This is a genomic window from Glutamicibacter endophyticus (assembly GCF_048457885.1).
In the GTDB taxonomy this organism is placed as follows: Bacteria; Actinomycetota; Actinomycetes; order Actinomycetales; family Micrococcaceae; genus Glutamicibacter; species Glutamicibacter endophyticus.
Map to the genome: position 1 here is coordinate 71933 of NZ_CP174200.1, position 24302 is coordinate 96234.

Annotated in this window: 23 protein-coding genes; 15 read left to right on the plus strand and 8 right to left on the minus strand. The window is 64.2% G+C overall.

Translation table 11 applies throughout. The annotated features are described in order from the left end of the window. Positions 1-101: 101 nt before the first annotated feature. Positions 102-926, plus strand: a complete 825-nt coding sequence (locus ACJD00_RS00370; protein ID WP_418908002.1) for an HAD family hydrolase — start codon at positions 102-104, stop codon at positions 924-926. On the opposite strand, the gene ACJD00_RS00375 is transcribed toward ACJD00_RS00370, so the two are convergent. The 3 genes from ACJD00_RS00375 to ACJD00_RS00385 are packed head-to-tail and all read right to left on the minus strand — an operon-like array spanning position 903 to position 3672. Continuing rightward, positions 903-2348, minus strand: coding sequence for a DUF222 domain-containing protein (locus tag ACJD00_RS00375; protein WP_418908003.1), 1446 nt, complete (start codon positions 2346-2348; stop codon positions 903-905). The genes ACJD00_RS00370 and ACJD00_RS00375 overlap by 24 nt on opposite strands. A gap of 47 nt (positions 2349-2395) precedes the next feature. Next, positions 2396-2998 (minus strand): hypothetical protein, encoded by a 603-nt coding sequence (locus ACJD00_RS00380; RefSeq protein WP_309410264.1) that lies wholly within the window; start codon positions 2996-2998, stop codon positions 2396-2398. A 44-nt stretch (positions 2999-3042) separates the two neighbouring features. Next, the gene (locus ACJD00_RS00385) at positions 3043-3672 is read right to left on the minus strand and encodes a YczE/YyaS/YitT family protein (protein ID WP_418908004.1); all 630 of its coding nucleotides are present in this window, start codon (positions 3670-3672) and stop codon (positions 3043-3045) included. 61 nt (positions 3673-3733) lie between these two features. Between ACJD00_RS00385 and ACJD00_RS00390 the strand changes: the two genes are divergently transcribed. Next, positions 3734-5119, plus strand: coding sequence for a PLP-dependent aminotransferase family protein (locus ACJD00_RS00390; protein WP_418908005.1), 1386 nt, complete (start codon positions 3734-3736; stop codon positions 5117-5119). 9 nt (positions 5120-5128) lie between these two features. On the opposite strand, the gene ACJD00_RS00395 is transcribed toward ACJD00_RS00390, so the two are convergent. Next, entirely contained in the window at positions 5129-5731 is a 603-nt protein-coding gene (locus tag ACJD00_RS00395) for a pyroglutamyl-peptidase I (protein WP_418908006.1), read from the minus strand. A 68-nt stretch (positions 5732-5799) separates the two neighbouring features. Here ACJD00_RS00395 and rmuC point away from each other — a divergent pair, with 68 nt between their 5' ends. Further along, positions 5800-7023, plus strand: a complete 1224-nt coding sequence (gene rmuC, locus ACJD00_RS00400; RefSeq protein WP_418908007.1) for a DNA recombination protein RmuC — start codon at positions 5800-5802, stop codon at positions 7021-7023. On the opposite strand, the gene ACJD00_RS00405 is transcribed toward rmuC, so the two are convergent. The 3 genes from ACJD00_RS00405 to ACJD00_RS00415 all read right to left on the minus strand — a co-directional run bounded on the left by ACJD00_RS00405 (position 7020) and on the right by ACJD00_RS00415 (position 11550). Continuing rightward, a complete protein-coding gene (locus ACJD00_RS00405) occupies positions 7020-7574 on the minus strand; it encodes a GNAT family N-acetyltransferase (protein WP_418908008.1) in 555 nt (184 codons plus the stop codon). The genes rmuC and ACJD00_RS00405 overlap by 4 nt on opposite strands. A gap of 42 nt (positions 7575-7616) precedes the next feature. Continuing rightward, positions 7617-9797 (minus strand): Orn/Lys/Arg decarboxylase N-terminal domain-containing protein, encoded by a 2181-nt coding sequence (locus tag ACJD00_RS00410; RefSeq protein ID WP_418908009.1) that lies wholly within the window; start codon positions 9795-9797, stop codon positions 7617-7619. 124 nt (positions 9798-9921) lie between these two features. Then, positions 9922-11550 carry a PucR family transcriptional regulator gene (locus tag ACJD00_RS00415; RefSeq protein ID WP_418908010.1) on the minus strand — a complete coding sequence of 543 codons (1629 nt, stop codon included), beginning with the start codon at positions 11548-11550 and terminating at the stop codon, positions 9922-9924. A 112-nt stretch (positions 11551-11662) separates the two neighbouring features. Between ACJD00_RS00415 and ACJD00_RS00420 the strand changes: the two genes are divergently transcribed. Beyond that, positions 11663-13159, plus strand: a complete 1497-nt coding sequence (locus ACJD00_RS00420) for an amino acid permease (RefSeq protein WP_418908011.1) — start codon at positions 11663-11665, stop codon at positions 13157-13159. 63 nt (positions 13160-13222) lie between these two features. Here ACJD00_RS00420 and ACJD00_RS00425 read toward each other — a convergent pair whose 3' ends face one another. Continuing rightward, positions 13223-13702, minus strand: a complete 480-nt coding sequence (locus ACJD00_RS00425) for an inorganic diphosphatase (RefSeq protein WP_309410252.1) — start codon at positions 13700-13702, stop codon at positions 13223-13225. A gap of 95 nt (positions 13703-13797) precedes the next feature. Between ACJD00_RS00425 and ACJD00_RS00430 the strand changes: the two genes are divergently transcribed. The 11 genes from ACJD00_RS00430 (at position 13798) to ACJD00_RS00480 (ending at position 24302) form a co-directional block, all read left to right on the plus strand. Next, on the plus strand, positions 13798-15156 hold the full coding sequence (locus ACJD00_RS00430) for a D-alanyl-D-alanine carboxypeptidase/D-alanyl-D-alanine-endopeptidase (RefSeq protein WP_418908012.1): 1359 nt from the start codon (positions 13798-13800) through the stop codon (positions 15154-15156). A 9-nt stretch (positions 15157-15165) separates the two neighbouring features. Next, a complete protein-coding gene (locus ACJD00_RS00435; protein WP_418908013.1) occupies positions 15166-16089 on the plus strand; it encodes a zinc-dependent metalloprotease in 924 nt (307 codons plus the stop codon). After that, entirely contained in the window at positions 16086-17036 is a 951-nt protein-coding gene (gene tilS, locus ACJD00_RS00440) for a tRNA lysidine(34) synthetase TilS (protein WP_418908014.1), read from the plus strand. The genes ACJD00_RS00435 and tilS overlap by 4 nt, the downstream gene beginning before the upstream one ends. 66 nt (positions 17037-17102) lie before the next feature. After that, positions 17103-17654, plus strand: coding sequence for a hypoxanthine phosphoribosyltransferase (hpt, locus tag ACJD00_RS00445; protein WP_309410248.1), 552 nt, complete (start codon positions 17103-17105; stop codon positions 17652-17654). Positions 17655-17760: 106 nt separating this feature from the next. Next, positions 17761-19689 (plus strand): ATP-dependent zinc metalloprotease FtsH, encoded by a 1929-nt coding sequence (gene ftsH, locus ACJD00_RS00450; RefSeq protein ID WP_309410247.1) that lies wholly within the window; start codon positions 17761-17763, stop codon positions 19687-19689. A gap of 28 nt (positions 19690-19717) precedes the next feature. Continuing rightward, positions 19718-20284 carry a GTP cyclohydrolase I FolE gene (folE, locus tag ACJD00_RS00455; RefSeq protein ID WP_309410493.1) on the plus strand — a complete coding sequence of 189 codons (567 nt, stop codon included), beginning with the start codon at positions 19718-19720 and terminating at the stop codon, positions 20282-20284. A gap of 4 nt (positions 20285-20288) precedes the next feature. Beyond that, positions 20289-21191, plus strand: a complete 903-nt coding sequence (folP, locus tag ACJD00_RS00460) for a dihydropteroate synthase (protein ID WP_418908015.1) — start codon at positions 20289-20291, stop codon at positions 21189-21191. Beyond that, positions 21178-22011, plus strand: coding sequence for a 2-amino-4-hydroxy-6-hydroxymethyldihydropteridine diphosphokinase (gene folK / locus ACJD00_RS00465; RefSeq protein WP_418908016.1), 834 nt, complete (start codon positions 21178-21180; stop codon positions 22009-22011). The genes folP and folK overlap by 14 nt, the downstream gene beginning before the upstream one ends. Continuing rightward, positions 22008-22469, plus strand: a complete 462-nt coding sequence (locus ACJD00_RS00470; RefSeq protein ID WP_418908017.1) for a DUF3180 domain-containing protein — start codon at positions 22008-22010, stop codon at positions 22467-22469. The genes folK and ACJD00_RS00470 overlap by 4 nt, the downstream gene beginning before the upstream one ends. After that, positions 22450-22935 (plus strand): PH domain-containing protein, encoded by a 486-nt coding sequence (locus ACJD00_RS00475; protein WP_418908018.1) that lies wholly within the window; start codon positions 22450-22452, stop codon positions 22933-22935. Before ACJD00_RS00470 ends, ACJD00_RS00475 begins: the two co-directional genes overlap by 20 nt. Next, positions 22932-24302 carry a PH domain-containing protein gene (locus ACJD00_RS00480; protein ID WP_418908019.1) on the plus strand — a complete coding sequence of 457 codons (1371 nt, stop codon included), beginning with the start codon at positions 22932-22934 and terminating at the stop codon, positions 24300-24302. Before ACJD00_RS00475 ends, ACJD00_RS00480 begins: the two co-directional genes overlap by 4 nt.

The following is a 24302-nucleotide window of genomic DNA, read 5'->3' on the forward strand; positions in this document are numbered from 1 at the left end:
GCTTTAATTCGCCGCTCACGATGCGGTAATTCATCAGGCGTTCATGTCACGGTGTGCCGTGGGTCATCGATTAACCTCGTCGTGGGTGGTTCACTTAGTTCATGACTGTATTGACAAAAACCGGCATCGAAGACCGGCTAGATAACGTTCGTCGACTCATTTGCCTCGACGTGGATGGCACCATCGTCGACCACCAGGGGCGGATGACCGACAGGGTGCGCGAGGCCGCCCGAGCGGTCGTCGCCGCGGGGCACGAAGTAGTTGTTTCGACCGGCCGCTCACTGGGTGCCGCCCTGCCGGTGATGCGTGAGATCGGCATCGATCATGGCCATCTGGTGGCCAGCAACGGCGGCGTGCTCGCCCGCGTCAGCGGAGACAAAGTAGAGGTCACGCACCGTGAGGTCTTTGACCCGTCTCTGGTGCTGGCGGCGCTGCACCGTAATCTACCCACCGCCAAATATGCCGTGGAAACCGAAACGGGAGCCTTCCTGTCCAGCGATATCTTCCAGGATGCGAGTTTTGGCGCCGAAACCAAGGTGGTCGAATTTGAGCGGCTACTGGAGAGCCGTGCGGTTCGCGTGGTGGTTTTCTCCACCGATGCCACGGCCGAGGATTTCGGCACGGCGGTACACGGCCTGGGGCTCTCCGGCGTGACGTACTCTGTGGGTTGGACCGCCTGGCTGGATATTGCCGCCGAGGGAACCACCAAAGCCAGCGGTTTGGAGCGTTTGCGTGGCACGCTCGGTTTTGATTCCCGCCATACCCTTGCGGTCGGCGATGGGCGCAATGATATTGAGATGTTGCAGTGGGCCGGGCACGGCGTAGCCATGGGTCAGGCCCCTGACGAGGTCAAGGAAGCGGCCGATGCGGTTACCGCCGGGGTGGACGATGACGGTCTGGCGCTAGTCCTTGAAGGGCTCCTGTAGCGTCTGCTGAAATTCCTTGGCGCTCAACCGTAGTTCCGGGCCGGTGGCCGGTGGGGCTAGGGAGCGGAAGGAAATGCCGGCCGGGGTTGTGATTTCGATGGTGTGCGGGCCGTCGCGCACCGTTCGTTCGCGCCACCCGGGGCTTTCCTTCGCGTAATTGCAGTGGGCGCACCGCCAATCACCATTGTTGAAGGTTGTTTCCCCGCCCAGCCACCATTCGAAGACGTGGTCCAGATGCTGTGGCCGATTGTTGCAGTATGGGGTGCGGCAGCGTAGATCTCGAACGCAGATGAGTTCCTTGAGCCCATCGGGGAAGGTCCGAGCCTTGGAATCCATCGCCACCAGCTCCTTATTACCCGGGGCGGTGTAGATCCGTTGAAGTTCGGGGAATGAACTGAGTCGACGTGCCAGCTCGCTGCGGTCGGGGATGATCGCACCATCCTGGGCATATTGCCGCCGCCGCGTGGCCACCAGATTTCTGGCATATTCGGCCGGGATGACGCCGTAGCCCTCCAGATTTGCCGGTTCGCTATCCCCCTGAAAGAGCGCCCGATCGGTCATGATGACCTTGAGGTCCATGAATATCGGCAACGGGAGCCCGGCCGCTTCATCCCCGCAAATGGGGCGGCGTACCAGTAGATCGGCCATAAGCTGTTCGAGGGTGCGTGGGTCGCCCTTGCGCCGTAGGGCATGCGCCTGGCGACGCAGGCACTTTTCGAGCATGACGCCATCTTCGAGTGGCAACCGTCCGGAAATGCTGATGCCGTCCTGATCGGCATGAAAACGAACATAACGCCGTTTAGCGCGTTCGTGGAGCCGATCGGTTTGGGCTCCGGCGTCGATGGAACAGGTGAACTGGCGGACCAGGTCCTGAAGCCGCTTGGTGCCGGCGCCCTCGTAGATTTCCGGGCTACAGGCTAAATAGGCGTCGAAGTCCCTGCGATGCTCGGCATCTACGTCGGCTAGCGTGGCGAGGATGATCATGACCTGCTCCTCGGAGAGGTCGCCGCGTTCAAAGCGTTGCGCCAGTCGCGGTAGGTCTTCGGCCAGCATGCGGCAGTTTTCGAGGTAACGCCGCGCCCCGTGTTGTCCGCGCCTGCGCGCTATGGCCACCGAGGCGGCACAGCCGCGGCCCTGGTCGTTTAGGTGCACACCGCGAAATTCGTGATCCTCGACGGTGCGCTTTTCGAGTTTGTAGGCGAGTTTGGTTTGCAGGGCCGAATAGGCGGCCTTGGCCCGTTCGAGCTGACGGATGGCGCGCAGGCATTCCTTGGCGTCGCCCATTTCCAGCAGATAGTCCATGCGCGTACTCAGCTCCGCGACCAGGTCGCTGAACTCCGCGTGGCCGCAGCGCTGAGGGCGCCGGTACGGCTTGATCTTTCGTTCGAGTTGTTCTCGAGCGAGATACTCTTTATCGAACATGTATTCAGGATAGGGCCCGAGTCCGACGGTTTGGCGAGGTCCGATGCCTACTGTGAATCGGCGAGCTCGAGAAGGCGTTCCACGCCGCCGCGCGCCCGCATTTCGTCGTCATATCCGGCGCGGACGATGGCGGCCGAGACCGCTTGCGGGGTGATATCCAGCGCCTCGGCGATGGCGCGCTGTTGGCCGCGCACCCCCGGGGTCAGCAGGTCGACAACTGCCCATTCGGCGCTCGTGCGGCTGCGCACCGACTCGCCAAGTAGGCGCAACAGGCCCTCGAGCTCGCTATCGCGTTCGGTATCGCCGGTGGAAACGCAGATGGGCACGCGGCCGCCGCGATGCCCCGCACCCTCCAGGGCGCCCAACGCGCGGCGTTGCGCCCTGCCCTCGACCAGTTCGGCATCCTGTGGCACCGGTTCATAGAGACTGCCGACGCCCAAGCCGATATTGCAAAAGTCCAACCGTGCACAGCGCAGCACCGCATCCACGGCCGCCGACGCATCGCGCGGCACCCCGAGCACCAGCTGCCCGCTCAGGGCCGTGAAGGGTGCGAGGGTCGGGACCCGGTCGAGCTGGGCCCAGAGGGCCTCGGTGGCCGCGGCGACGTCGGTGACCGACCGTGGTTTGGGGCTCAGCGCAAGGATGAACATGCCCTTAGTATGTCGCGGATTGCCGCGCTTGTCTGCGCAATCGGTTAGCTCGCGAGCCGAATTGTGGTGAAACGGAAGAAGAATTGCGTGGCGGGACCGATGAGCACGGCGTAGGCCACGGTACCTAGGCCCACCGGTCCTCCCAAGAGCCAGCCGATGGCGAGGACCGACACTTCCAACGCGGTGCGTACCAGGCGTAGCGAGAGTCCGGTGCGCAGGGCGATGCCGGTCATCAGTCCGTCGCGCGGACCTGGTCCGAAGTGGCTGCCGATGTACATCGCCCCACCGAGGCCATTGATGGCGATGGCGCCGAGGAGGACCAGAAGTTGCAGGGCCAGGCCGTGGAATTCGGGCAGGATGCGCAACCACAGGTCCAGCGCGATGCCGAGCCATAGGGTGTTTGCGATTGTGCCGATCCCGGGCCATTGGCGCAGCGGGATCCAGCAGAGCAGAACGACGACGCCGACGAGGATGACCAGGGTGCCCAGGCTCAGGGGCAGGCGGGTGGCGAGGCCCAGGTGAAAGACATCCCAGGGGTCGACGCCGAGCCCGGCGCGTACCAGCAGGGCCATGGCCAGGGCGTAGAGCGTGAGGCCGAGGAAAAGGGCGGTGAAGCGCAGTGGCAGGCGACCGGCGGCGAATTGTTCGCGCGGGGTCAGGTTCGTGATGGTCATGGCGTTAACTCTGGAGTAGATTGGCCTTGTAAAAAATAGCCAATTTAAAGGTTGTGGCTTTATGAGGCGGATCACTGCAGGTCAGCTGGCTGGGATGCTCGGCGCCCGAGAAGATGGCGTGCCCGCCTACCGCTGGTTATCCGCGGGGCTGCGCTCGCTGATCGCCAATGGGCGGGTGCTGCACGGCACCACGCTGCCCAGCGAACGAGACCTCGTCTCCGCGCTGGGCCTTAGCCGCACCACGATCACCCGTGCCTACCAGGTGCTACGCGAGGCAGGCTACGCCGACTCGGCGATCGGTTCGGGAACTGTGGCGCAGGTCCCCGGCGGGCTCGTCGACGGCGGCGGTGAACCGCTGCCGCTGGGCGGGTTTGGGAGCAATAACGCGCGCACCGATTTGAGCTGTGCCGCACCGGCGGCCCCGCCGGGCATCATGGAGCACTACGCGGCCGCGCTGGAACAATTACCGGCCTACACCGCCGGGATGGGGTACTTTCCGCTGGGTATTCCGGTGCTGCGCCAGGCATTGGCCGACTACTACACGCATCGCGGGCTACCCACCGACCCCGACCAGATCATCGTCACCGCCGGGTCGCTGGCGGGGGTGGCCGCGGTGGCCCGAACCGTCCTCTCCCGCGGGGCCTTGGCCGCCACCGAGACACCCAGCTACCCGAACTCCGTGCTCTCGCTCAAGGCCCAAAAGGTGCGTCTGGCAGCCCTGCCCATCGGCCCGGAAGGAACGGACCTACCGGGAATCGAAGCCCTGCTCCGCGAGGCCCGGCCGGCGGCCATGCTCTGCCTGCCGGACTTCCACAACCCGGTGGGCACGCTGCTGGATAATGCCGGACGAGAACGTTGGGCCCGGGCACTGGAGGCGCATGGCACCGTCGGAATCGTCGACGAAACCTGCGTCGACCTCTGGCTGGATGAGGAACCCGACGTGCTGCCCATGGCCGCCTTTTCCTCCTCGCTGGTCAGCGTGGGTTCGGCCAGCAAATCCCACTGGGGTGGGCTCAGAATGGGCTGGATTCGCGCCCCTCGCCCGTTGATCGGCGCCCTGGCCACCGGCCGCATGGTGCTCGATTTGGGCGCCCCGGTACTCGACCAACTCGTGCTGGCCTCGATGCTCGAGCGGCGGCAGCCGCTACACGGACGCGCCGACCTGCGCGCCAACCGGGACTGGCTGCATGCCGAACTGGCGCGGGTGCTGCCCGAATGGACGGTGCGCAAACCCTCCGGCGGGCTGAGCCTCTGGTGCCAATTGCCGGCACCGCGCTCCAGCGCGCTGTGCCGCACCGTGCGCGGGGTGCAGCTCGCCCCCGGATCGACCTTTGCCGTCGACGGGCACGGGCTGGAAACCTGGCTGCGGCTGCCCTATGCCCTGCCGCGGGAGGATTTGGCGGCGGTGCTGCCGCGGATCGTCGAGGCCTGGCATGCGGTGGCCTAAGACGTCCGGCTAAAGGGCGCCGAGGACTGTCCGTAAGCCGTCGCTGAGCCGTTCGAAGGTGTATCCGCCGTGCCCGGTGTTCCGCGGCGCGGAATCGGTTTCGGCGCCCACGGTGGCCATGCCGCTGGTGCGCACCGCGGGCACGTGGATAAAGGCTCCGGGTGCCTCGGCCACCAGGTAGGCCACCTGGTTGCAGAGGAAGCGCCCGGCATCTTCGGAGAGCTCGGCGGCGAAGCCCGCCTGCTGCAAGGCGTTGACCATGGCGCGGACATCGAGGCCCGCGCCCCTGCGGGCTGGTCCGTCGTCGATGGCCGTCGCACGCGGTTGGGCCCCGTCGTTATCCGCAATCCGCGCATCCTGCTCGTTGACGCCCCAGAGTTCCGGGGTGATGGCGGTGCGTCCACCCGCCTCGCCCACCGCCACCACGGCCTCCGCCGCGCTGGAGACGATGAGCTCGTCGAGTGCCGCTTCGACCCGGCCGAAGGACACCGGTAGCAACCCGGTGACGATCTCATGGGCGCCGATGCGCGCCGGGAGTCGACGCACCGCCTCCCAGCTGGCGTTCTCGGTGTCTTGGCCAAAGGGCTCGAAGCCGGTGACAAGTATGCGCATGCACCCATTATGTCGGTTCGTCGGGATATAACTGCCGCAGGCAGAAACGAACCGTTAGGAAGTGAACGATGGACGCGCTACTTGTGGTCCTGATACTAGTCAATCTCGCAATCTCCGCCTTTGCGCTGTGGATGCTACGCGCGGCGGGTGGTCCCGGCTTGGCTCAGCGCATTCAAGATTCCGTGCGGTTGGGCAATGCCGAGCTGCGCCAGGACCTCGGCGGGCAACGCAGCGAACTCCATCAGTCGATGCAGCGCGTGAGTGAAAGCAATGACCTGCGGCTCGAGCGGATCCGCGAATCGGTGGATCGTTCGCTGCGCGAAAGCGCCGCGGCGCAGCGCGAGCTACAAAAGGTGCTCGCCGCCGAGCTGGAAAAGCTGCGTCAATCCAACGAGAGCAAGCTGGAGAAGATGCGGGAAACCGTCGACGAAAAGCTGCAGGGCACCTTGGAGAAGCGGCTGGGAGAGTCCTTCGGGTTGGTCAGCCAGCGTTTGGAGCAGGTGCAGCAGGGGCTGGGGGAGATGCGCTCCCTGGCCGAGGACGTCGGCGGGCTCAAGCGCGTGCTGACCAACGTAAAGTCGCGCGGCACCTGGGGTGAAGTGCAATTGGAGCGCCAGCTGGCCGACGTGCTGACCAGCGAGCAATACCGGCAGAATGTGCAGATCGTGCCCGGAAGCAGCGAACGCGTGGAATTTGCGGTGGTGCTGCCGGGGCATGAGCAGGAAGTGCTGCTGCCCATTGATTCAAAGTTCCCGCAGGAAGACTATGAGCGGTTGCTCGATGCTCGCGACGCGGGAGATAAGGCCAGCGTTCAAGCGGCCGGCAATGCGCTGGAGCGGGCCATTCTGGAACAGGCCAAGTTGATCTCCGGTAAGTACGTCGCCCCTCCGTACAGCACGGATTTTGCCATCATGTACCTGCCGACCGAGGGACTCTTTGCCGAGGTGGTTGGGCGCTCCGGGCTGGCCAGTCGCCTGCAAAACGGCCATCGGGTGCTGATCACCGGGCCGACGACGCTCATGTCGCTGCTCAACAGCCTGCAGATGGGATTCCGCACGCTGGCCATCGAAAAGCGCACCAGCGAGGTGTGGCAGGTATTGGCCGCCGCCAAGGCGGAATTCCGCAAGTACGGCGATGTGTGGGACAAGTTGAGCAAGCAATTGGCCACCGCCCAGAACACGGTCTCCGAGGCCGGGACGCGTACCCGCGTGCTGGAGCGGAAGCTCAAGGACGTCGAAACGCTGGAACCCGAACAGCCCGCGTCGCTGGAAGACGTGGTGGGGCTGCCCTAGACGCGGTATTTGAACCCGGTATGCGAGGCGGTGAAGCCTAACCGCGTGTAGAACCGGTGCGCATCGGTGCGAGCGGCATCGGAGGTCAACTGGACCAACGAAGCGCCGCAAGCCACGGCGGCCACATCGATGGCCCAGCGCATCAGTTGCGTGCCGATGCCCAGTGAGCGGTGGTGAGAGGCGACCCGGACCGCCTCGAGGGTTAGCCGGCAGGAACCACCCCGGGCCAGCCCCGGGGTGCGTGTCACCTGCATCATGGCCACCAATTCGCCGTGGTGCTCCACCACCAGCTGGTCGTTGGCCGGGTCGTCGATGATTTCCTCCAGCGCCGCCGCGTAGGCGGCACGCTCCATACGATCCTTCGCGTCACCGCGCGCCGCGCTGATCGGATCGTCGGAGAGCAACCGCAGAAGTGCGTCGAGATCTTCGCTTACCGCGCGGCGTAGCCGCAGCTCATTCTTCGGCAGGTCTACCGGCAGGTCGAGGTGTGCGATCATCGCGCGTACTCCAGGGGGTCGATCCGCGGCGGCAGCTAAGGCAATGCCACCCATCACCTCAACTATAGGCGGCTGTTGGCTACCGCCGCGGGCCACCTAGCGGATGCAGACCACGGTGCGCGGCTGTGAACCGGAGGCCTCGGTCATCCCGTGGGTGAGCGTTTCGAATCCCGGGAATTTCGCATTGAACTGCTCTTCGAAGCGCAGGTAGCCCATGATGGTGGAGTTGATCCGTTCGCCCGGGACCAGCAGCGGGATGCCCGGCGGGTAGGGGGTCAGCAGCACCGCGGTGATCCTGCCTTCGAGACGATCCAAGGGCACGTGCTCGACCTCGCCCGCGGTCATGGCCGTCCAGGCATCGGTCGGAGTCATCTCGGCCTGTACCGGCGAGGTGTAAATTTCCGTGGTCAACCGGGCTACGTCGTGGGCGCGGTATTCCTCGTGGATGCGCTGGCACAGATCGCGCAGGCCGGTGACCGCGTAGTGAGGGTTCTCGGCGGCGAACTTCGGCATGGCCCGCCCCAGCGGCAGGTTCGCGTCATAGGCTTCCTTGAAGCGATGCAGCTCGGAAATCATGGTGTTCCAGCGGCCCTTGGTGATGCCGATGGTGAACAGGATGAAGAACGAGTACAGCCCGGTCTTTTCCACCACGATGCCGTTTTCGGCCAAGTAGTGCGAGAGGATGTTCGCCGGAATACCGGTTTCCGAGTACACGCCGTTGACGTCCAGGCCCGGGGTCATCACCGTGACCTTGATGGGATCGAGCATGGTGAAGCCGTCGTCGACGGTCTCGAAACCATGCCAGGACTGTTCCCCGTTTAGCTCCCATTCTTCGCGGGCGGCCAGCCCTTCGCGGGCCGGGGTGTCCGGCCCCCACACGTCGAACCACCAATCCTGTTCCTCGCGGATGCGAATGATCGCGCGACGGAACTCCATGGCCTCGGTGATGGCCTCCTCGACCAGGGCGTGCCCGCCGCGGCCTTCCATCATGGCCGCCGAGACGTCGCAACTGGCGATGATCGCGTACTGCGGGCTGGTCGAGGTGTGCATCAGGAAGGACTCGTTGAACACCGTCTGGTCCAGCTCACGGGCCTCGGGTTCCTGCACCAGAACCTGCGAGGCCTGCGAGAGGCCGGCCAGCAATTTGTGGGTGGACTGGGTCGCGTAGACCATGGTGTCCTTGGCGCGCGGACGATCCTTCCCAATGGCATGCATACCGGAGTACAGCTCGTGGAAACCGGCATGGGGCAGCCAGGCCTCATCGAAGTGCAGGGCCTCGACACGGCCATCCATGGCGTGCTTGATCTCTTCGGCGTTGTAGATGATGCCGTCGTAGGTGCTCTGTGTGATCGTCAGGATCTTGGGCTTGCGCGTCTTATCCGTGATGAACGGGTTGGCATCGATCTTCGCCTGAATGGTCTCGGCGGTGAATTCACTGCGCGGAATGGGGCCGATAATGCCGGCGAGGTTGCGGGTCGGGGTCAGGAAGATCGGGATGGCCCCGGTGAGGATGATCGCATGCAATACCGATTTGTGGCAGTTGCGATCCACGATCACAATATCGCCGGCGCCGACCATCGAGTTCCACACGATCTTGTTGGAGGTGGAGGTGCCGTTGGTGACGAAATACAGGTGATCGGCGTTAAAGGTGCGGGCCGCCCGCTTTTCCGACTCGGCGACCGGGCCGGTGTGATCCAGCAGCTGTCCGAGTTCTTCCACGGCGTTGCAGACATCCGAGCGCAACAGATTCTCGCCGAAGAACTGGTGGAAAAGCGTGCCGGTGGGGCTCTTGAGGAAGGCCGTGCCGCCGGAGTGCCCCGGGCAGTGCCAGGAGTAGGCGCCGTCGTTGGCGTAACGCATCAGTGCGGAGAAGAACGGTGGAGCCAGCTGTGCCACGTAGTTCGCGGCTTCGCGGGCGATGGAACGCGCGACGAACTCCGAGGTGTCCTCGTAGGCGTTGATGAACCCGTGCACATTGCGCAACACCTCGGAAGGGATCACGCGTGCGGTCAGGCGCTCGCCGAAGAGAAAGATCGGCAGGTGCTCATTGCGTTCGCGCACGGCGTCCACCAGTGGCTGTGGCTCGTCGTCCGACACGATCACGGCCGAGACGCGGCTGGTCATCGAGCTGATGGTGCCCTCATGAGCACTGGGAACATGCACTACCTCGAGATCGAGGGCGGTTAGCGACTCCGAGAGCTCGGCCAATGCGGCAGACCCGGCATTCGACTGCCCAGCCTGATTGGACACGATCATGATGGGGAATTCGAGCTTCACTCAACCACTCCTGAACTGTGGCCCGAGAGCCTCGGGCGGCCTGATGACCAGATCATTGTGCCAGCGCGGTCACGGTCTAAAGTTGTTGGATCGCGCGGTGAGTGGCGGATGCTTTCGTGGATTCCTACAAGTCCTTGTGGAGGGCCACCACCTGAAGCTGGGTCCACGCCATTAGCCGCTGCTCCGGGTTCTCGAGCTGCAGGTTGAATTGCTCCGCGGCGCGGCGAAGCCGGTAGCGCACGGTGTTCTCGTGCACGTTCAGATCCCGCGCGGCCTGGGCATAGTTGCCATTGGCGCGCAGCCAGGCCAAGACATTGCGCGCGAAGTCCGTGCCCTGCCGGTTGTCGTGCTCCAGGAGCGACTCGATTGGTTCACTGCGGAGCCACGACGTGTCGGCCAGGGTGCGTTCGATGGCTCGCAGCATTAAGGTGGGGCGGGCTGACTCGGCACTGACCACCGGTTCCTGTTCGGTGGCCAGGTGGGCGTCGAGAATCTCATCGATCTCCGCGCGGGCCGTGGCGAAATCCGCGATATCGGCCACCGGTGAGCCCAGGGCCGCGCTGAGGTTCTGCCCAACGGCCGCGTGCACCTGATCGACGGCCATCCTGGCCAGACGGGCCGGTAACTGATGATCGCACGGTTGGCAAAGGGCATAGAACCTGTGTCCGGCGGTGATGATGGTGGTGGCGCCCAGCATGGCGGTAAAGGTGCGGCTGAGCAGGGCCCGAATCTGGTCGATGATCAGTGGTGGCACGGCGGCCGAGAGCACCTCGAAGGCCAGTAGGCGTAGGGGTGTGCCGGGCTGGATACGTAATTCGTCGAGTTCCGCCGAACTCAATGCCTCGGTGCTCAGCAACTTGCGGATGGCTTCGCTGCGGGTGCGGTTACTTTCGGTGCTGCGCCGTGTGGACTCCATGATCAATCCCGCGGCGGAGACCGCGGCGGCGCTCAGTGCCCGATGGTCCTCGTCATCTAGCGGTGAGTCATTGGTGCGGATCACCCAGATGCTGCCCAGATTAATGGTGCCGGAGCGCACGGCAATGGCCGTGCGGGGTAGCTGGTTTCCATCGCCCGGGAAGCACAGTGGTCCGTCGGCGCGCAGAACTTCCCGGTAGCGCGCATTGTTATGGGGTGAATCCGTGGCCTGGCGGCTCAGGATGCCTTCGGTGCGCAACGGGTCGATCAATTGGCCCGGGTGCGTGGAGTAGGCCACTATGGCCCGCCCGAGATCCTCGATGGAGACCGCCCCGCCGAAGTGACTGGCTAATGAGTTGACCAGATCGTGCAGTGAGCCGCTGCCGTGTCCCATGGGCCGGCCCTGCCAATCGCGTTCCCCTAGCGCGCCAGAGATCATCGCATCTAGGTACCGCCACGGAATGGAGTCTGCCAACAGGAGGATCGGCACTCCGGCGCGTTCGCCGAGCATGGCTAGCGTGGGGATGTCTTGGGGCGGCGCCTTGAGTCCCACGGCGCTGGCGTTGGCTGCTGCGGCGCGCTGCAACATGTTATCGAGCCCGCCACCGACGCTAAATCCTAGGGAGTGGGCCGAGGCGATATAGAAGAGCATGCCCGGATCGGTGCCCAGCGGTGCCGAGGTGTCGGCGAACTCGGTGCCGGTAACCACCGGGTGACCAGTGGTTTGCGGGTTCAGCAGTTGCACATTGTCATGACCCAGGGCGGCGATGAGGTCGGTGACGGTAACCGGCGCACCGGCGTCATCGTGGGAAGCGCTTGGTGAATTCCATGAACTCATGAGTTGAGTTTAGGGGAAAGCTACAAAATGAACCACATACATTTCACCTAGGCTGACTGCTGACCATTCAGTGACTCGCATCACCACGATCCGAAGGAAAGGCCCGCACCCCATGAATGACTTCAGCCCACGAGAACGGACGCAGCCCGCACGTCCGTCTGCCTGGCAGACCGGTGAAGACCGCGGCTACCAGCACGGGCTCAGCGCCCGGCAGATCCAGATGATCGCGATTGGCGGTGCCATCGGTACCGGACTGTTCATGGGCGCCGGCGGGGCGCTGCGCACCGCCGGACCGTCGATCATCATCACCTACATCGTGTGCGGTATCGCCGCCTATGCCATCCTTCGCGCCCTGGGCGAGCTCGTGGTGTATCGGCCGGCCAGTGGGTCGTTCGTCTCCTACGCCCGCGAATTCTTCGGTGAAAAGGCTGCCTATGCATCCGGCTGGCTGTACTGGATGAACTGGGTGATGACCGCCGTTGTCGATGTCACGGCGGTGGCCCTCTATATGGACTTTTTCGGAACGTACTCCGCGGTTTTCGCCGCGATCCCGCAGTGGGCCTATACGCTCATCGCGTTACTTCTGGTGACCGTGTTGAACCTCGTCTCGGTCAAGCTTTTCGGCGAGATGGAATTCTGGTTCTCGGTCATTAAGGTGGGCACCCTGGTCGCCTTCCTCGTGGTGGGCATCTGGATGGTCATCTTCGGCACCCCGGTCGAGGGCCAACAGGTTGGTTTCTCGCTGATCACCGACAACGGCGGGATTTTCCCCACCGGCCTGCTACCCGGGCTGATCGCCGTGCAGGGCGTGATCTTTGCCTACGCCGCCATCGAGCTGATCGGCACCACGGCCGGTGAGACCAAGGACGCGCGCAAGTTGATCCCGCGCGCGGTCAACACCGTGCTGCTGCGTATCGGCGTCTTCTATGTCGGATCGCTGGTCCTGCTGTGCCTGCTGTTGCCTTTCACCGCATACAAGGCCGATGAATCGCCCTTCGTTACCTTCTTCGCCAGCACGGGCATTGAGGGCACCGACATCATCATGAACCTGGTCGTGTTGACCGCTGCGATGAGCTCGCTGAACGCCGGCATGTATTCCACGGGACGTATTCTGCGCTCAATGGCCATGGCCGGCTCCGCACCGGCCTTTGCCTCGAAGATGACCAATCAGGGCGTGCCCTACGGTGGCATCCTGATTACCTCGGCGGTCTCCCTGCTGGGCGTCGTGCTCAACGCGCTGGTCCCCGAACAGGCCTTCCTCATCGTCTTGAATCTGGCCTCGGTGGGCATTATCGGCTCCTGGGCCATGATCGTGATGTGCCAAATGAAACTCGTGTGGCTGGCACGCCGCGGTCTGGCGCAGCGTCCGGATTACCGGTTGCCCGGAGGGATGGTCACCGGGTGGGTCGTGCTCGGATTCCTCGCGCTGGTCCTGGTGCTGATGGCTTTCGATAACCCGATCGGCACCTGGACTATCGTCGCCACGGTGGTCTTGCTCGTTCCCCTCATGATCTGGGGTTGGTACGGTTGCCGCGGCCGCGTGGCGCAGCTGGCGGCCCTGCGCGAGCAACAAGGCACCTCGGATCTGCCGCTGGTGGATTCTCACTGAGGCTATTGGCCGCTTAAATAATTCAGGGCGACACCCGTTTGGGTGTCGCCCTGAATTTTGTCCTTAGCCCTTGAAACGCTCGATGGAGCGGGCCAGCTCTGCCTCGGCAGCCTCGCGGCCTTCCCAGCCCTCGGCCTTGACCCACTTGCCCGGCTCAAGATCCTTGTAACGGGTGAAGAAGTGCTCGATCTCCTTGATCAGCCACTCGTCGATATCCTCGAGTTCCTTGATGTGGTCGAAGCGCTTATCGGCCGGAACGCAGAGTAGCTTGGCATCTCCACCGCCATCGTCGGTCATGTTGAATACGCCGATCGGGCGGGCCTCCACGACAACACCCGGAATCAGGTCCACACCCGGGATGTACACCATGGCGTCCAGCGGATCGCCGTCCTCGCCCAGGGTGTTATCGAAGTAGCCGTAGTGAGTCGGGTACTGCATCGGAGTGAACAGCACACGGTCCAGGCGCAGGCGGTGGGTTTCGTGATCGATCTCGTACTTGACGCGCGATCCGGTGGGGATCTCGATGGTGACGTCGTGGCTCATCTAAGCGCACTCCTCTACTAGTCTTAGGGGTATCCGTCGTTAAGATTATCGCTGATTCGTACTCCGCGTTGCCCGCCGGGCGCTGAAAGGGACCCATGAACACTGCCGTTGAACGGGCGTTAACACTGTTGGCGGCCGTCGTGGCGCTAATTGCCATGATCACGGCCATGGTCCTGACGCCCCGCATGTTCACCGGAGAGCCGGCCGGCGCGTTTACCGCGGCCAGCGCAGCCCTTCCCGACACGCCGAGCACGCAGGTCAAAGACCTGGACCCGCAGGCTCCGAAACCGGATCAAGCGCTGCTCACCGCGCAACTCGACGCCATCTTGGCAACCAAGCCCGACAAAACCTCATTCACCGCGCAGGTGGTGGATGTTCCCAGCGGTGAGGTGCTGTACAACCGGAACGGCGAACAGCCCGGAACTCCAGCCTCCAGCCTGAAGGTGGCTACCGCGATCGCCGCCTTGGACACCCTGGGCGGACAGCGCCAACTTGCGACCACCGTGACGCTCGAGGGCAAAACCCTGGTCTTGCACGGCGGCGGCGATGTCCTATTAGGTGCCGGCGTCTCCGATCCGGCGCATCCTAAGGGTTACGCCGGATTGCAGACCCTAGCCGAACAGGTAGATCAGGTGCTTGCCGACCGTGGAATCGGCGAGGTGGAGCTGGTCTTAGACGACTCGCTCTTCGGCACCGCGCACACCAATAAGGATTGGGATAAATCCCTGTTCACCTCGAACAACATTGCCCCGGTGTATCCCATTGCGCTCTACGCGGGCCGCGCCACCGAGAACACACGATCGGCCTATTCGCAGGATGCCGCCGCTCGGGTGCTGGACAGTTTCGCCGCACAGCTCAAAGTGAAGGTCCACCGCGGGGAACGTGGGGCCCGCCAGGGCGGTGAGGAAATCGCTCGAGTGCTCTCCGCGCCCTTGCGCGAACAAATCAACTACATGCTGTTGGTTTCGGATAACTATCTGACCGAAACCATGGGCCGGCTTGTGGCCGTCGAACGCGGAATGGACCCAGCCCAGGCCGGAGCCGCCGTGCAGGCGGTCGCTGCCGCCCATGGGGCCAGCGAGCTTAGCCTCGTCGACGCCAGTGGACTAGCGGCCAAGAACAAGATTTCCCCGGCCGCGCTCACCGCGTTGTTGCGTGCGGCGGCCGTTAGCCCAAAGCCGGAGCTGCGTGAATTGGTGTATTCGCTGCCGGTTGGCGGCTATAACGGCACCTTGCGCCAGCGCTTTACCGACGACGCCTCGCAGGGGCAGGTGCGTGCGAAGACCGGCTCACTGGCTGGGGTTGCTACGCTGACCGGAATGACCCTGACCGCCGACGGGCGCTTGCTGGCCTTTAGTATTTTCGCCGCACATCCCGACGGAGCCCTGGCACCGCATAAGCAGACCATCGACCAAGCCGTAAGGGCGATACATGCCTGCGGCTGCCGACCCTAAGGAGTAGCTATGACGCAGTGGATCGACTGGGAGCTGGCACTGAGAACCGCCAAGGGGCTGATTCCCGCGGGCCCCAAGGTGAGCGCCACCGAGGCCGCGCAGATCGTCGCCGACTTGCGTGAGGCCGCGCAGACCGGGTTGCAGCACGCCGAAGAGATCTCCCGGCTGCAATCCACTGGTCAGGCGCAGACCCTGGTGGTCGACCGGGCCGGCTGGGCCACGGCGATGAGCCAGAATATTCAGGCCATGCTGCCGCAATTGCCCAAGGTCCCACCGGCGTTGCCGGTGATCGCCGGGGCCGAGGTCGGGGCGGTGATCTCCGTGCTCAGCACGCGCGTGCTAGGGCAATTCGACCCCTTCAGCGGCCCACGCCTGCTGCTCAACGCCCCGACCATCACGCAGATCCGCGGCGAGCTGAACCTCAACGCGCGGGACTTCTACCTGTGGGTGGCGACCCATGAGCAGACCCACCGGCTGCAGTTCGAACACGCCCCATGGATCCAGTCGGTATTCACCGAGGCGCTGGAGCAGGTGTTCGAGGGCATCGGCTCCGGAACGCATTCGATGGCGCAGCTGGCCGAGAAGGCCAAGCAGATCTCCTCGGAGGTCGGGGAACTCACCTGCATTATGTCGGTGCTCGAGGGGCACGCCATGGTGGTCATGAACGACGTAACCACCATTGGCAGCATCAAGACAATCCGCCGTCGCTTTGCCGCGCGTGGGCAGAACCGTTCGCCGCTGGCGACGTGGATCGGTAAGCTCCTGGGCCTAGATGCGAAGGCCCGACAATATGAGCGTGGTGCAAAATTCGTGCGTCATGCGGTGGACGAGATGGGCTACGAGGGGTTCAACCGGATCTTCGCGGCCCGCGAAAACTTCCCGAATGCCGCGGAGCTCGACGATCCACAGCGCTGGGTCGAGCGCATGTCATGAGCCGCCCGCTGGATCGGGCGCGCTCGGCCATCGCCCGGCTTTGCGCCGGTGAACCGGCGCTACTCGGGGTCTCCGGCGGAGCGGACTCACTGGCGTTAGCGGTAGCGGCGAGCGAACTGGTAGCCGCCGGCAAACTCCAGGCCGGCGCGGTCATCGTCGACCATGGGCTCCAGGCGGGCAGCGCCGAGGTCAGTGCCCGGGCCGCCGAGCAGTGCCGGAGTCTGGGGCTGGACCCGGTCTCTACGGTGGCGGTGCACAGCGCGCCCAGTGAGGCGGCGGCCCGCACGGCCCGCTACGCGGCCTTCGATAACGCGCTCAGCGAAAGCGGGGCGGCGCATCTATTGCTCGGACACACCCGTGATGATCAGGCCGAGCAGGTGCTGCTGGGCCTGTTACGCGGCTCCGGGACACGCTCCCTGGCCGGCATGCCCGAACGCCGCGGCCCCTACGCGCGCCCACTGCTCGGGCTGAGTCGCGCCGAGACCGAACAGATCTGTCGGCGCGCGGGCCTGGACTTCTGGGTGGACCCGAGCAACGCGGACACCGGATATCGGCGCAATGCGGTACGGCACGAGGTGCTACCAGCCCTGGAACGTTCGCTGGGCCCCGGGATCCGCTCCGCGCTGGTCCGCACCGCCGAGTTGGCCGCCGCCGACGCCGAGGCCCTCGAAGAGTGGGCCCAGACCGAATTCGCGCGACTGACCCGCAGCGAGGGGATCGACCTCAAGCAGCTACGCCAGTTACCGCTGGCGGTGGGGACCCGGGTGCTACGGCTGGCCGCGGTGCACGCCGGTGCACGCAACCTCGGGCACGAGCGCACCGCGGCGCTCGCCGGCCTGGCCGGTGTGGGGGTCCGAGCCTCCCGTTCGGCCGGTCCGGTGCAACTCGAAGGCGGGATCAGCGCCTGGCGTCGAGGTCCGGTGATTGTTTTCACCGAGGGCGGCTAAACATGCGTGGAGATAATGTGGCACTCTAGTGGAGTACCGCACCACTATTTCAACGGGAGAACGCTCGTGGATTCGAACGCAGTCAACGCCGATCTGGCCTCCGTGCTTTACACCAAGGAAGAAATCCAGTCCCGCATCGAGGAACTGGCCGCGCAGATCGACAAGGACTACGAGGGCCGCGACATCCTCGTGGTGGGCGTCCTCAAAGGCGCCGTCATGGTCATGGCTGACCTGGCCCGCGCACTGAACTCGCACGTAACCATGGACTGGATGGCGGTGTCCTCCTATGGTTCGGGTACTCAGTCCTCCGGCGTGGTGCGCATTCTCAAGGACCTGGACTCGGACCTGATGGGCAAGCATGTGCTGATCGTCGAGGACATTATAGACTCCGGGCTGACCCTGTCCTGGTTGAAGTCCAACCTCGAGTCGCGTGGCCCGGCCAGCGTCGAAATTTGCGCGCTGCTACGCAAGCCCGAGGCGGCCAAGGTAGAAATCGACGTGAAGTACGTCGGCATGGACATCCCGAACAAGTTCGTGGTTGGTTACGGCCTGGACTGGGCCGAGAAGTACCGCAACCTCGATTGCGTTGGCGTGCTCGCCCCACATATTTACCAGTAGGGAACTTTTCGCGCCCCACGGGCGTTGAAGCTGTCAAAAGGTGGCGTTGCCCGGACGTCTGATGATTGCGTGAGGGGGATGCGGAGGTACGGGGCCCTCCGGATCAATGAAGACCAAGAAATTTTTTAATAGCTGGATCGTGTGGGTCATGTTGGGTGTGGCCGCACTGTTGATCTTCCTGCCGATGCTCTTCAACCCGGGCGCCGCCCGAGTCGACACCTCCGTGGGTATGAACCAGCTGACCAGCGGCAACGTTACCGAGGCGCGCGTGTTCGATGCGGACCAGCGCGTCGATCTGTTGCTGCGCGATTCGCTCAATGTCGACGGCGTCGACAAGGGTAAGCGCGTCTCCTTCTACTACTCCGTGGCTCGCGCCGATCAAGTGATCGACGCCATCAACGGCGCCAAGTTGAACAAGTACACGGATCAGCCGGTACAGAACAATTGGTTCCTGTCGATGCTCGGGGTCATCATCCCCTTCCTGCTGATCGCCGGTATTTTCTGGTTCATTCTCGCCCGTTCGCAGGGCGGCGGCTCGAAGGTGATGCAGTTTGGCAAGTCCAAGGCCAAGCTGATCACCAAGGATATGCCGCAGGTGACCTTCACCGACGTGGCCGGCGCCGACGAGGCCGTCGAAGAGCTGCACGAAATCAAGGAATTCCTCCGCGAGCCGGCCAAGTTCCAGGCCGTGGGCGCCAAGATCCCCAAGGGTGTGCTGCTCTACGGCCCTCCCGGTACCGGTAAAACCCTGCTGGCCAAGGCCGTGGCCGGCGAGGCGCAGGTGCCGTTCTACTCGATTTCCGGTTCGGACTTCGTCGAAATGTTCGTCGGCGTCGGTGCCTCGCGCGTGCGTGACCTCTTCGAACAGGCCAAGAACAACTCCCCGGCGATTATCTTCGTCGACGAGATCGACGCGGTGGGACGTCACCGTGGCGCCGGCATTGGCGGCGGTAACGATGAGCGCGAGCAGACACTGAACCAGCTGCTCGTGGAGATGGATGGCTTCGACGCCACCACCAACGTCATCCTCATCGCGGCGACCAACCGCCCCGACGTACTGGATCCGGCCCTGCTGCGACCGGGTCGTTTCGACCGTCAGATTCCGGTGGAAGCACCGGACCTCAAGGGTCGCGAAGACATTCTGAAGGTACACGTCAAGGGCAAGCCGGTGGATGCCTCCGTGGACCTGAACGCGGTGGCCAAGAAGACCCCGGGCTACACGGGTGCCGACCTGGCCAACGTGCTGAACGAGGCCGCGCTGCTGACCGCACGCTCCAACGCCAACCTGATCGATGACCGTGCCCTGGATGAGGCGATCGACCGCGTGATGGCTGGCCCGCAGAAGCGCACCCGACTGATGGATGAGCACGAGCGGAAGGTCACCGCGTACCACGAAGGCGGTCACGCGCTGGTGGCCGCGGCCATGAACCAGACCGCGCCGGTCACCAAGATCACCATCCTGCCGCGCGGCCGCGCGCTGGGTTACACCATGGTGGTGCCCGAATCCGACAAGTATTCGGTGACGCGCAACGAACTCCAGGACCAGATGGCCTACGCCATGGGTGGCCGTGTGGCCGAGGAGATCGTCTTCCACGACCCCTCCACCGGTGCCTCGAACGATATCGAGAAGGCCACCGCCACCGCCCGCAAGATGGTCACCGAATACGGCATGAGCGAGAAGGTCGGCGCAGTGCGCCTCTCCTCGGCCAGTGGCGACCCGATGTATGGGCAGGCTGGCTCGCGCGAATACTCGGACGAGATGGCACATCTGGTCGATACCGAGGTGCGGCAACTGATCGAGCAGGCGCATGACGACGCCTACTGGGCGTTGACCACCAACCGTCACGTGCTCGATCGCCTCGCACTGGCACTTCTTGAACGTGAAACGTTGAACCAGAAGGAGATCGAAGAAATCTTCTCCGACCTAGTCAAGCGCGATAAGCGTGAGGTGTGGTTGTCCAATGATCAGCGTCCGGTGCACCCAGAAGGCCCGGTGTTAAGCCCGAAGGAGCGCGCGGCGCAGTCGACCGACTAGGATCGAAGCCGTGAGTACAGAGCAAGAGATGACTATCGACCAGCCGCGCATCGCAGCAGCCGTGCGCGAAATCCTGCTGGCCATTGGTGAAGACCCGGATCGTGAAGGGCTGACCGAGACCCCGAGCCGGGTCGCCAAGGCCTATGCGGAGTTCTTCGCCGGGCTCCACCAGGAACCGGCCGAACACCTGTCGACGACCTTCGATATCGGCCATGACGAAATGGTGCTGGTCAAGGACATTCCGTTCTACTCCACCTGCGAGCACCATTTGGTGCCCTTCTACGGAACCGCCCACATTGGCTACATTCCGGGCAAGGGTGGCAAGGTCACCGGGTTGAGCAAGCTGGCTCGCCTCGTCGAGGTGTACGCCCGTCGCCCGCAGGTGCAAGAACGCTTGACCACGCAGATTGTCGATGCGCTGATGGAACACCTCAGCGCCTCCGGCGCCATCGTGGTCGTCGAATGCGAACATATGTGCATGTCCATGCGCGGGGTGCGCAAGCCCGGCGCGAAGACCGTCACCAGTGCGGTGCGCGGTCAATTGCGAGAATCGGCCACCCGTGCCGAAGCCATGAGTCTGATCCTGGGAAGGTAATTACATGTCACTCGGCGCGATCCCCGGCACCGGTCCGGCCACCAGTCCATTGAGCGTAGTGCGCAAGTCCAAGCGCAAGAACTTCGAGGATCTGCCCACCGGACGCACCCTGGTGATGGGCGTGCTGAACGTGACGGAGGATTCCTTCTCCGACGGCGGCAAGTACCTGGACGTGGAGGATGCCATCCGCCACGGCTTGGCGCTGCTCGAAGCCGGCGCCGAGCTGATCGACGTGGGTGGCGAATCCACCCGTCCGGGCGCCGACGAGGTTGACCCGGAGCTCGAGATTAAGCGTGTTGTGCCCGTCGTGGAGGCGCTGGTTCGCGCCGGCGCCGTGGTCTCGGTGGACACCATGCACGTGGCTACCGCCCGCCGCGCCTTGGCCGCCGGAGCGCACCTGATCAATGACGTCTCCGGGCTGACCTATGAATCGGGGATGCCGGAGCTCATTGCCGAGACCGGGGTGCCCTATGTGCTGATGCACCGCCGCGGTACGGCCAGCGACATGCAGTCCCACGCCGAATACCAAGACGTTGCCGCGGAGGTCGCCGCCGAATTGAGCGAGTTGCGCGATACCTTCCTGGCCGCCGGTGTGAAGCCAGAGCAGATCATCCTCGATCCCGGGGTGGGCTTTGCAAAAACCGCCGAGCAGAACTGGGAACTACTGGGCAACCTCGAGCCCATCGAGGCGCTGGGGCATCGCGTGCTGATCGGCACCAGCCGCAAGCGCTTCCTGGGCAAGCTGCTGTCCGTCGACGGCGTCGAGCGCGCCCCACTGGAGCGCGACGCGGCCACCGTGGCCACCAGCGTACTGGCTGCCCAGCGCGGGGTATGGGCCGTTCGGGTGCACGATGTGCGCGCCAACCTCGACGCGCTGGAGGTGTTGCGCGCCCATGGATCGCATTAGCATCCAGGGTATTAGTGCGACCGGTTACCACGGGGTATTCGACCACGAGAAACGCGATGGCCAGATCTTCGTCGTCGACGTGGTGCTACACACCGAAATCACCCGCGCCGCGCTGAGCGATAACGTCGCCGACACCGTGCACTACGGTGAGGTCAGTGAGCTGGTGGTCGCCCAGATTCAGGCCGGCCCCTGGGATCTCATTGAGAAGCTCGCCGTCCAAATTGCCGAGGCGATCCTCGTCGGATACCGCAGCGTGCGCACGGTCGACGTCACGGTGCATAAGCCTCAGGCACCGATTCCGGTGCCCTTTAGCGATGTAGCCATCGAGATCACCCGGCACCAGCCGGTGCACACCGCGATTATCGCGCTGGGCTCGAACCTGGGCGACTCGCAGGCTACCTTGGCCTCGGCGGTGCAGCGTCTGGGGGACTTTGTGACCGTCGAAGCGGTCTCCCCGTTGGCGCAAACCAAGCCCGTCGGTGGCCCCGAGGGGCAGGGCGACTTCCTCAATCAGGTGGTACGGATCAGCACCGAACTCGGGCCGCATGAGTTGCTGGACATCTGCCAGCAAATCGAAGCCGAGCATGAGCGTACCCGCGAGGTGCGCTGGGAAGCCCGCACCCTGGACCTGGACCTGATCACCTATGACGCGCTGCGCATGGAGGATGAGCGGCTGACGCTACCGCACCCACGTGCGCATTTGCGTGGTTTCGTGCTGGCCCCGTGGAGTTGGATGGACCCCGATGCGGTACTGGGTGGACAGTTGGTGACCCGCTTGGCCGACGTGGCCGAAGATACCAAGGATATTCGCCGACTATGACGAAATTGCGCGTGGGACTGTTGCTGCTCTGCCTCGGCGCCGGGGCGCTGGTGGGGTGGGCGGCCCTGCAGTGGCTGACCTCCGCGGGCCGGTTGGCCCCCGTGCTGGATTACACGGCGCTGTTTTCCATGGGTGCGGTGAGCGTCATCGTGCTGGTGCTGGGCATTCGCATTAAGCGCTCGACCTCGGGATCCGGGCATATCGATCCGATAGCGGCCGCCCGCACCCTCGTACTCGCCCAGGCGGCGGCCTATGCCGGGGCGGTTATCGCCGGCTGGCATTTGCCTGCGGTGCTGATGCTCTCCCTGGCAAGTGGCTCGAGCCCCACGCTGACCCGCGCGCTAGTGCTCGGTGCCGGAGGGGTCGCGATGGTGATCATTGGCTATATTGTGCAACACTTGTGCAAAATACCCCCGGAAGATCCCGAGGAGAATGCCGATGGAACCGTTACCGAATAACTTTGTCGCGGTTGACCCGCGTTATCTCACCGTGCGCACGATCAGTTGGGCCTTGGCCAGTGGTCTTGTTCTGCTGGTGGCACTGATTCCGGCCCTGCTGGGATTGTTGGGAGCCCCCATTCCGGGTTGGTTGCGACTTACGCTGCCGCTGGTGGTGGTTCTTTTCGCCCTGCTGGAACTGATTTTGCTACGTCGCCGGGTCGCCGCCATCGGCTACCTCGAACGCGACGAGGATTTGCTGGTGCGCTATGGCCTGTTGGTGCGTAACCAGCGTGCCGTGCCCTACGGGCGGATGCAATACGTCGAGCTGAAAAGCGGTCCGTTGGAGCGCCGTTTCGGACTCTGCCAGCTCGTGCTGAACACCGCCGCTTCGGCGGCGACGGCAACTATTCTCGGGGTTCCGGCTGCCGAAGGTGAGGCCCTGCGTGAACGGCTCGTCGCGGCCGGGGAAGCGCGGATGATGTGAGTACCGAGGATCCGCAGGCACCGTGGCTGCGGGTGCATCCGGCCAGCCCCTTCGTTCAGGGTTGGATCGCCATCCTCGGTCTGATCTTCATTTATCTGCAAAACACCCGCGAGCTGTCCTTTGCCGAGCGTTTTGCGCAGGAGCGGTTACCGATGACCGCGCTGATCGGCGGCGGTCTCTTACTGGCGATTCTGCTGGTCTACTTCCTGTCGTGGTACTTCACCCGCTACCGGATCACCGCGACTCACGTCTACGTAAACACCGGAATGATTTTCCGTAGCCAGAAGCAGGCACGCATCGACAAGGTGCAATCCATCGAAATCGCCCAGCCGCTGGTGGCCCGGCTGCTGGGCTTGGCCGAACTACGCTTCGATGTGGCCGACGGGTCCTCCTCGGTGTTGCGCCTGTCCTACCTGAAGAAGGACGAGGCCGCACAGCTGCGGCGGCAGATCCTCACGCTGGCCCACGGCCAACAACCGACCACGGCCGCGTCGGTCGAATCCGTCGATACTCCGGTGCCCGATATCGAGGATGAACGGCAACTGGTTCGAGTGCCCCCGGGCCGCCTCATTGGTTCCTTCCTGCTCCGACCGGGAGCGATCATCGGCACGCTGCTGACGATCACGCTCCTCGTGCTCACCATCGTGGGCGTGGGCGGGTTCGCTGCCGGCCTGCTTCCGGCCCTGCTAGGTTTCGGCGGCTGGTTTTACAAGGAACTCAATGGCGGCTGGAACTTCACCGCCAGCGTCACCGACACCGGACTGCGCGTGGCCTATGGACTGACCGACACCAAACAGCAATCGGTGCCGGTGCGTCGTGTGCAGGCCATCGAGATTTCGCGCCCGTGGCTCTGGGGATCGCTGGGCTGGTACCGCATGCAGATCAACGTGCTGGGCACCGGGTCCGGCGACGACGGTTCCGAGTCCACCACCGTGGTGCTCCCCGTGGGGGACGTGCATGCGGTAGCCCAGATCATGGGAATCCTCCTGCCGAATCTCGGCGTCGCGGAACAACGTGAGGTGCTGCTCACCGCCTTGGAAGGCAGCGGAGAGCAGCGCGGGTTCACCGTTTCGCCGCGCGCGGCACGGATCTTCTCGCCGTGGGCTTGGCGTGTGCAAGGCTTCGCCGTCACCCCCACCACGCTCATTACCCGGCACGGCCGGTTGGGTCGGCGGGCCACCTTCACGCCGCATACCAAGGTGCAGGGCACCAGCTGGCGGCAGGGTCCGCTCGACCGGCGTCGCGCCTTGGCCACGGTGCGGGTGCACAGCGCAGGTGGTACGGTGCTCGGTGAACTTGAACAGATCGACAGCGCGGTGGCCGCGGAGTTCTTCGAGGCCCAGGCGCAGCGCGCCAGCGAAAGGTAA

Bases quoted from the DNA above. Each gene is read 5' to 3' on its own strand.
- ACJD00_RS00370 (WP_418908002.1), top strand. From the start codon at position 102: ATGACTGTATTGACAAAAACCGGCATCGAAGACCGGCTAGATAACGTT.
- ACJD00_RS00375 (WP_418908003.1), bottom strand. From the start codon at position 2,348: ATGTTCGATAAAGAGTATCTCGCTCGAGAACAACTCGAACGAAAGATC.
- ACJD00_RS00380 (WP_309410264.1), bottom strand. From the start codon at position 2,998: ATGTTCATCCTTGCGCTGAGCCCCAAACCACGGTCGGTCACCGACGTC.
- ACJD00_RS00385 (WP_418908004.1), bottom strand. From the start codon at position 3,672: ATGACCATCACGAACCTGACCCCGCGCGAACAATTCGCCGCCGGTCGC.
- ACJD00_RS00390 (WP_418908005.1), top strand. From the start codon at position 3,734: ATGAGGCGGATCACTGCAGGTCAGCTGGCTGGGATGCTCGGCGCCCGA.
- ACJD00_RS00395 (WP_418908006.1), bottom strand. From the start codon at position 5,731: ATGCGCATACTTGTCACCGGCTTCGAGCCCTTTGGCCAAGACACCGAG.
- rmuC (WP_418908007.1), top strand. From the start codon at position 5,800: ATGGACGCGCTACTTGTGGTCCTGATACTAGTCAATCTCGCAATCTCC.
- ACJD00_RS00405 (WP_418908008.1), bottom strand. From the start codon at position 7,574: ATGGGTGGCATTGCCTTAGCTGCCGCCGCGGATCGACCCCCTGGAGTA.
- ACJD00_RS00415 (WP_418908010.1), bottom strand. From the start codon at position 11,550: ATGAGTTCATGGAATTCACCAAGCGCTTCCCACGATGACGCCGGTGCG.
- ACJD00_RS00420 (WP_418908011.1), top strand. From the start codon at position 11,663: ATGAATGACTTCAGCCCACGAGAACGGACGCAGCCCGCACGTCCGTCT.
- ACJD00_RS00425 (WP_309410252.1), bottom strand. From the start codon at position 13,702: ATGAGCCACGACGTCACCATCGAGATCCCCACCGGATCGCGCGTCAAG.
- ACJD00_RS00430 (WP_418908012.1), top strand. From the start codon at position 13,798: ATGAACACTGCCGTTGAACGGGCGTTAACACTGTTGGCGGCCGTCGTG.
- ACJD00_RS00435 (WP_418908013.1), top strand. From the start codon at position 15,166: ATGACGCAGTGGATCGACTGGGAGCTGGCACTGAGAACCGCCAAGGGG.
- tilS (WP_418908014.1), top strand. From the start codon at position 16,086: ATGAGCCGCCCGCTGGATCGGGCGCGCTCGGCCATCGCCCGGCTTTGC.
- ftsH (WP_309410247.1), top strand. From the start codon at position 17,761: ATGAAGACCAAGAAATTTTTTAATAGCTGGATCGTGTGGGTCATGTTG.
- folE (WP_309410493.1), top strand. From the start codon at position 19,718: ATGACTATCGACCAGCCGCGCATCGCAGCAGCCGTGCGCGAAATCCTG.
- folP (WP_418908015.1), top strand. From the start codon at position 20,289: ATGTCACTCGGCGCGATCCCCGGCACCGGTCCGGCCACCAGTCCATTG.
- folK (WP_418908016.1), top strand. From the start codon at position 21,178: ATGGATCGCATTAGCATCCAGGGTATTAGTGCGACCGGTTACCACGGG.
- ACJD00_RS00470 (WP_418908017.1), top strand. From the start codon at position 22,008: ATGACGAAATTGCGCGTGGGACTGTTGCTGCTCTGCCTCGGCGCCGGG.
- ACJD00_RS00475 (WP_418908018.1), top strand. From the start codon at position 22,450: ATGGAACCGTTACCGAATAACTTTGTCGCGGTTGACCCGCGTTATCTC.